At 67.1% G+C, this 6000-nt stretch carries 8 protein-coding genes; 2 read left to right on the forward strand and 6 right to left on the reverse strand.

Annotated elements, in window-relative coordinates:
* Positions 1-123: 123 nt before the first annotated feature.
* The 4 genes from FFS49_RS25345 to FFS49_RS25360 all read right to left on the reverse strand — a co-directional run bounded on the left by FFS49_RS25345 (position 124) and on the right by FFS49_RS25360 (position 3205).
* Positions 124-825, reverse strand: a complete 702-nt coding sequence (locus FFS49_RS25345; RefSeq protein WP_105818915.1) for an ATP-binding cassette domain-containing protein — start codon at positions 823-825, stop codon at positions 124-126.
* A 55-nt stretch (positions 826-880) separates the two neighbouring features.
* Positions 881-1558, reverse strand: a complete 678-nt coding sequence (gene modB / locus FFS49_RS25350) for a molybdate ABC transporter permease subunit (RefSeq protein ID WP_039358066.1) — start codon at positions 1556-1558, stop codon at positions 881-883.
* A 10-nt stretch (positions 1559-1568) separates the two neighbouring features.
* Positions 1569-2369, reverse strand: coding sequence for a molybdate ABC transporter substrate-binding protein (modA, locus tag FFS49_RS25355; RefSeq protein ID WP_071332937.1), 801 nt, complete (start codon positions 2367-2369; stop codon positions 1569-1571).
* A 137-nt stretch (positions 2370-2506) separates the two neighbouring features.
* Positions 2507-3205 carry a phosphatase PAP2 family protein gene (locus FFS49_RS25360; RefSeq protein ID WP_105818914.1) on the reverse strand — a complete coding sequence of 233 codons (699 nt, stop codon included), beginning with the start codon at positions 3203-3205 and terminating at the stop codon, positions 2507-2509.
* Positions 3206-3453: 248 nt separating this feature from the next.
* On the opposite strand from FFS49_RS25360, the gene FFS49_RS25365 reads away from it, so the two are divergent.
* Together FFS49_RS25365 and FFS49_RS25370 are read left to right on the forward strand one after the other, a co-directional pair.
* Positions 3454-4548, forward strand: coding sequence for a PHB depolymerase family esterase (locus tag FFS49_RS25365; protein WP_039358072.1), 1095 nt, complete (start codon positions 3454-3456; stop codon positions 4546-4548).
* Between the two features lie 96 nt (positions 4549-4644).
* The gene (locus tag FFS49_RS25370) at positions 4645-4821 is read left to right on the forward strand and encodes a DUF3563 family protein (protein ID WP_069251078.1); all 177 of its coding nucleotides are present in this window, start codon (positions 4645-4647) and stop codon (positions 4819-4821) included.
* Positions 4822-4934: 113 nt separating this feature from the next.
* On the opposite strand, the gene FFS49_RS25375 is transcribed toward FFS49_RS25370, so the two are convergent.
* On the reverse strand, positions 4935-5354 hold the full coding sequence (locus FFS49_RS25375; RefSeq protein WP_039358076.1) for an organic hydroperoxide resistance protein: 420 nt from the start codon (positions 5352-5354) through the stop codon (positions 4935-4937).
* A gap of 156 nt (positions 5355-5510) precedes the next feature.
* A complete protein-coding gene (locus tag FFS49_RS25380; protein ID WP_039358079.1) occupies positions 5511-5963 on the reverse strand; it encodes a MarR family transcriptional regulator in 453 nt (150 codons plus the stop codon).
* Positions 5964-6000: the final 37 nt, after the last annotated feature.

The following is a 6000-nucleotide window of genomic DNA, read 5'->3' on the forward strand; positions in this document are numbered from 1 at the left end:
GGGCGAAGCCGGCATCGCACAGCGCCTGCACGGCTCCGGCTTCGTTTCCGCTTTCAGCCTATGCCGCTACACGCGGCTTCTCTCAGGATCCAACCTGCCTGCCACGACCACGGCCTCGCGCGCTCACATGACGCGCGTCGGCCACTCGGCGTGCGGCGGAGTCGCCTGCACGCGTCCTTCGCTCAACTGCACGACCTGGTCGCCGAACGCGGCGACATCGTCGGGATCGTGCGAGATCAGCACCATCGGGATATCGAGCCGCGCCTGCAGCTCCGCGAGCTCGTGACGCATGCGCTGGCGCATGGCACCGTCTAGCGCCGCGAACGGTTCGTCGAGCAGCAAAATCCGCGGTTGCGCGACCAGTGCGCGCGCCAGCGCGACGCGCTGTTTCTGCCCGCCCGACAATTGCGATGGATACTGCCCCGCGAGCGCTTCGAGATCGAACGCCTGCAGCCAGTACGCGACTTCCGGCGGCACCGCTTTCGCGCGCGGGTTGCGCAGCCCCGACGTGAGCCCGAATGCAATGTTCTGGCGCACGTTCAGATGCGGAAACAGCGCGTAATCCTGGAACAGGTACGCGACGCGCCGCTCGCGGGTCGGCACGTCGATGCGGCGCGTGGCGTCGAACAGCGGTTCGTCGTTCAGCGTGATCGTGCCTTCGTCGGGCGACAGCAGGCCGGCGATTGCCAGCAGCGTCATGCTCTTGCCCGCACCGGACGGCCCGAACAGCACGACGCGCTGCGTCGTTGCCGTGAACGACACGTCGAGCGCGAAGCGGCGCTCGGCGTTTGCGTAGGTCTTGCGGATATCGACGACGAGGCTCATGCGTGCCTCCGCCGAAGCCGCACGACCGCGAAAGACGATGAACGAGGCGAGCGCTTCATGTCAGCTGGCTCCGCCGGGCGCGCGACGGCACGAGCCAGCCGGTCGCGAGCAGTACGAGCACGCAGGTGATCGACGTCACCAGCACGAGGAAGTTGGCGGTGCTGTCGTCGCCGGCCTGCACGGCCGCGTAGATCGCGACCGACAGCGTCTGCGTGCGGCCGGGCAGGTTGCCCGCGATCATCAGCGTCGCGCCGAACTCGCCGAGCGCGCGTGCGAACGCGAGCAGCGCGCCCGCGAGAATGCCGCGCGTGGCGAGCGGCAGGGTCACGCGGAAAAACACCGCGACTTCGCCGAGCCCGAGCGTGCGCGCGGCGCGTTCGAGGTGCGGATCGACGCCTTCGAACGCCGCGCGTGCCGACTTCAGGATCAATGGAAACGCGACGACCATCGATGCGATCACCGCGCCTTGCCACGTGAAGACGAGCTCGATCCCGAGCTTGTCGAGCCATGCGCCGAACACGCCGCGCCGGCCGAGCAGCACGAGCAGGTAATAGCCGAGTACCGTCGGCGGCAGCACGAGCGGCAGCGTCAGCACGGAATCGACGACGTCGCGCAGCGGCGAGCGCCAGCGCGCGAGCATGAACGCGGCCGCGACGCCGAGCACGATGTCGAGCGCGGTTGCCCAGCCGGCAACCTTCAACGACAGCAGCAGCGGTACCCAGGCGTCTTGCATCGCGCTACGCTCACTTGCCTGCAGGCTTGAAGCCGAACGTCGAGAGCACGGCCTGGCCCTGCGGCGACGCGACGAAGTCGATGAACGACTGCGCCTGCGCGGCGTGGCGGCTGTCCTTGACCACGGCGATCGGATAGGTGATGGCCGTCTTCGTCGGCACGGTCAGCGCGACTTTCACGCGGCCCGGCATGATCGCGGCGTCGGTACCGAACACGAAGCCCGCATCGACCTCGCCGCGCGCGACATAGTCGAGGCTCTGGCGCACGTTGGCGGCCAGCACGCCCTTCGCGCTGACGGCGTCCCACAGGCCGGCCGCGCGCAGCGCGCCTTCCGTGTAGCGACCGACCGGCACCGATGCGGGGTCGCCATACGCGATGCGCTTCACGCCGGGCGCGGTCAGGTCGTTCAACGACTTCGGTGCGGTGGCCTTGCTGTCCGCCGGCACGATCAGCACGAGCGAATTCGCCGCGAAATCGCGACGCGTGCCGGGCACGATCACCTTTTCGTCGGCCGCGCGATCCATCGCCTTCTGGTCGGCCGACGCAAACACGTCGGCCGGCGCGCCCTTGGCGATCTGCTGCATCAGCACGTCCGACGCGCCGAAGTTGAACAGCACCTTGGTATCCGGATGCTGCTTCTCGTACGCATCGCCGACGGCCTTGAACGCGTTCGTCAGGCTGGCGGCGGCCGACACGACCAGTTCGTCTGCTGCGGAAGCGGGCGCGCTGAACGCGATGCCGGCAGCGGCAAGCGTGGCGATCGGCAGCAGGCGAAGCAGGGTGCGGCGAAGCGGACGGACGGTTGAGCGCATGGTGGAGTCGTTTCGAACGGGTGGAAACCGTAATCGTAATATAGGGCGGGTTATAACGCTCGACATAGTGCTCATGCGGCCGCGCGCATGGAATGGTCAGACGTGAAAAGAGGCGGGCGTAACGGCCGGGCGGCCGGTCACGTACGGAGCGTTTGCGGCGACGACCGGGTGCGCTGCAGCGACGACGGCTGCGATGCGGGGCGGTAGTTCGGGTTGGCCTTCCAGCGCGCACGGACGAACGGGCGCTCGTGGCCCGACAGTTGCAGCGCCACCTTGGTGACCCAGCGGTGCGACGGCACCGTGATGCCGTGCAGCGCCACGGTGACGAGCGCGAGGCTTGCGACGACCGCGGGCACCGACCAGCGGTGCGGCACCGCGCGCCACGAACCGGCGATGAACGCGAGCGCGGCGACCGCGCCGACGATGCAGCCGGTGATCGATTCGGACGGCGAATGGGCGTCGAGTGCGACGCGCGACACGCCGACCGCGACGCCGGCCGCGAGCCCGAGCGCGATACCGGCGAGTCGCACCGGCGCGCGGGTACGGATCAGCGCCAGGAAAATCGCGACAGGATAGACCGACGTCGACAGCATCGCATGGCCGCTGAACCCCGTGAAATCCCACTTGCGGATGCCGATCCCCCAGCCGAGGAACGCGATCTTCGTGAGCGCGACCACGCCGATCGCGGCCGCGAGCACGCCGAGCCACGCCGCCGCGCGTTGCCACGAGTAGCCGAGCGCGAGCCAGACGGCGATCGTGATCGCGAGCGGCAAGGTCAGGCCGGCGCCGCCGAACGCGGTGATCATGATCCACAGGTGAGACGACAGGTCGAACATCGGGAAGGGGACGAACGAAGGCGGGGAAGATGCTTAAATCAACGCGCGAGCCGGGAAGAACGACTACAACGGATACAAGCGGCGAAGCCCCAGTATAGCGCCGCGTGCGCACCAGCCCCGTTTTTTGCGCGGGCGGGAACTATCCGCGCGCAGGAAAAATCCCATAAACAATGTTATGGTGCATTGCACAAAGACGAACGATGCATCCGTTGTGGTGCCCCTATTTTTCCTGACTGCGAGCCCGATCGATGACCAAAAGTCTGACCAAGGTGTGGCTGGGCGGCATGAAACGCATGCTGTCTCCGGCCGCCAAGCGCGCGGCGCGCGATGCGCAGCGCATCACACGTGACGCACTCGAGGCCGCGGCTTCTCCCGCCGTATCCGATCTGTCCCCGCCGCGCGAATCGCGCGTGCGACCGCGCGCGGCCGCATGGGCGGCCGGCGAGTGGACGCGCGGCGAACATCCGATGGCCCCCGCGCTCGGGCGCCTCGTCCAGAATCTCGCGTACGGCCTCTACGTGCCGCCCGGCCGCCGGCGTGGTGCGATGCCGCTCGTGGTGATGCTGCACGGCTGCCAACAGTCCGTCGACGAATTCGTGCAGGGCACGCGGATGAACCTGCTGGCCGACAAGCACGGCTTCGCGGTGCTGTATCCGGAGCAGTCGCTGCGCGCGCACGCACACGGCTGCTGGCACTGGTATGAAGATACCGACCGAGCGGGCCGCGGCGAGGCGAACGCGGTGGCGTCGCTCGTCGACGCGCTCGTCGATGAACATGGTTTCGACGCGTCGCGTGTCTATGTCGCGGGGCTGTCGGCCGGCGCGGGTCTCGCGTCGCTTCTTGCGCTGCACCATCCGGACCGTTTCGCGGCGGTGGCCCTGCATTCGGGCCCTGCGCTCGGCGAGGCGACTTCGGGCATTACCGCGATGGACGTGATGCGGCGCGGCGTGCGCCAGAACCCGGCGGCGGCGGTCGATGCGCTGGTCGATGCCGCCGCGTATCCGGGCATGCCGGCGCTGGTCGTCCAGGGCGACGGCGACCACGTGGTCGCGCCGAAGAATGCCGACCAGCTGACGGTGCAGTTCATGCGCCTGAACGGGCTTGCCGACAGCCGCGGCGCGCTGCGCGGCGGCGAGCGAGTGGAGACGCGCGACGCCGGCGCGCAGATCACCGACGTCTGCCGTGACGGCGAGCCTGTCGTGCGGCTCTGCCATGTGAAAGGGCTCGACCACGCATGGGCCGGCGGCGACGAAGCCGTGCCGTTCCACGCGGCGGTCGGCCCCGATGCGAGCGCGATGATCTGGGCCTTTTTCGAAACCCAGCGCCGCACTGTGGCGACTTGACGACGCACCGTCTGATCGACGCTGGCCAAAGACTAGGGTTTTCCCTATAATTCGGGAAAACCCTAGTCAAAGAACCTTTGGATTGCGAGATCAACCATGTACCTGCTGAGCCACCTCTTCCTGATGCTGACCAAGAACGCTGAAAAGGCCTCGAAAGAGCGCGCTGACGCGTATCTGGCTGAAGCCACCGACATCTATGATCTCGAATTCCGCATGCGCAAGATCGACCGCGAAGCGGCGATGAACCGCCCGTACACGTTCGGTTCGCGCTAAGAAGCGCAGGGCGGGCAGCCAGGTCCGCCGCTCCGGCGAGTCACGCAGCAGAAAAGGGCGCGTGCGGCACCATGCCGCACGCGCCCTTTTTGCATTCCAGGCCTTGCGTCGCGTCAGACGACCGTCAGGCGCACCGGCACGTTGTTACGCGTCGCGTTCGAATACGGGCACACGTGGTGTGCCTTTTCGACCAACGCTTGAGCGTCGGCCTTGTCGAGCCCCGGCAGCGACACGCGCAGTTCGATGTCGAGCCCGAAGCCGCCTGCGTCGTTCGGGCCGATGCCCACTTCAGCGGTAACCTGCGTATCGGCCGGCAATGCCTTCTTGTCCTGACCGGCGACGAATTTCATCGCGCTCAGGAAACAGGCCGAGTAACCTGCGGCAAACAGCTGCTCCGGATTCGTGCCTTCCGCGCCCGTGCCGCCGAGTTCGCGCGGCGCGGCCAGCTTGACTTCCAGCTTGTTGTCAGCGGATACCGCGCGGCCGTCGCGGCCACCCGTGCTCGTGGCGCTGGTCTTGTACAGAATGTTCATCGTGCAGCTCCTGTCTGGAAAAGGGAGGAAAAGCGGTCCGGTCGAACGGGGTGTCGCCGGCCACCCACAAACAATAGAACACAAATTATTTGTGTGCAAATGAATTTTTGAAGAAAAGGCCCGGGAGTGCCGGGCCGGTTCATCGAGGCCCGCCTGTCAGCGCTCGTTCGCGGCCGACAGGGCGTCGCGCAACTGCTGGAGATCGGCGCGCAGCCTGACCAGGAAATCGGGGGATTGCTGCATCGCGCAAAAGAGATCGGCCGGTACTGACCGCGCGCGCTCCTTCAGTGCACGGCCTTCCGGCGTCACAAGGACGTTCACGATGCGTTCGTCGGTTGCGCTGCGCACGCGCTCGACGTAGCCGAGCGCTTCCAGCCGCTTCAAAAGGGGCGTGACCGTGGCCGGGTCGAGGTCGAGCCGCGCGGCGATGTCTTTCACGGCGATATCGTCGCGTTCCCACAGCACGAGCATCGCGAGATATTGGGGATAGGTCAGCGACAGCTTGTCGAGCAGCGGCTTGTACGCCTTCGTCATCGCGTGCGAAGTCGAGTAGAGCGCGAAGCAGAGTTGCTCGTCGAGCGTCTGGGGCAGCGGAGGCAGGCGGTCCATGATTCGGGCGGCGCGGAGAACGCGCGAACAATTTGTA

The organism is Burkholderia sp. 4NA327C6 (genome assembly GCF_005502655.1).
GTDB lineage: Bacteria > Pseudomonadota > Gammaproteobacteria > Burkholderiales > Burkholderiaceae > Burkholderia > Burkholderia contaminans.

Coding starts and splice junctions, on each gene's coding strand:
- modB (WP_039358066.1), bottom strand. CDS start 1,558: ATGCAAGACGCCTGGGTACCGCTGCTGCTGTCGTTGAAGGTTGCCGGC.
- FFS49_RS25345 (WP_105818915.1), bottom strand. CDS start 825: ATGAGCCTCGTCGTCGATATCCGCAAGACCTACGCAAACGCCGAGCGC.
- FFS49_RS25370 (WP_069251078.1), top strand. CDS start 4,645: ATGTACCTGCTGAGCCACCTCTTCCTGATGCTGACCAAGAACGCTGAA.
- FFS49_RS25375 (WP_039358076.1), bottom strand. CDS start 5,354: ATGAACATTCTGTACAAGACCAGCGCCACGAGCACGGGTGGCCGCGAC.
- modA (WP_071332937.1), bottom strand. CDS start 2,369: ATGCGCTCAACCGTCCGTCCGCTTCGCCGCACCCTGCTTCGCCTGCTG.
- FFS49_RS25380 (WP_039358079.1), bottom strand. CDS start 5,963: ATGGACCGCCTGCCTCCGCTGCCCCAGACGCTCGACGAGCAACTCTGC.
- FFS49_RS25360 (WP_105818914.1), bottom strand. CDS start 3,205: ATGTTCGACCTGTCGTCTCACCTGTGGATCATGATCACCGCGTTCGGC.
- FFS49_RS25365 (WP_039358072.1), top strand. CDS start 3,454: ATGACCAAAAGTCTGACCAAGGTGTGGCTGGGCGGCATGAAACGCATG.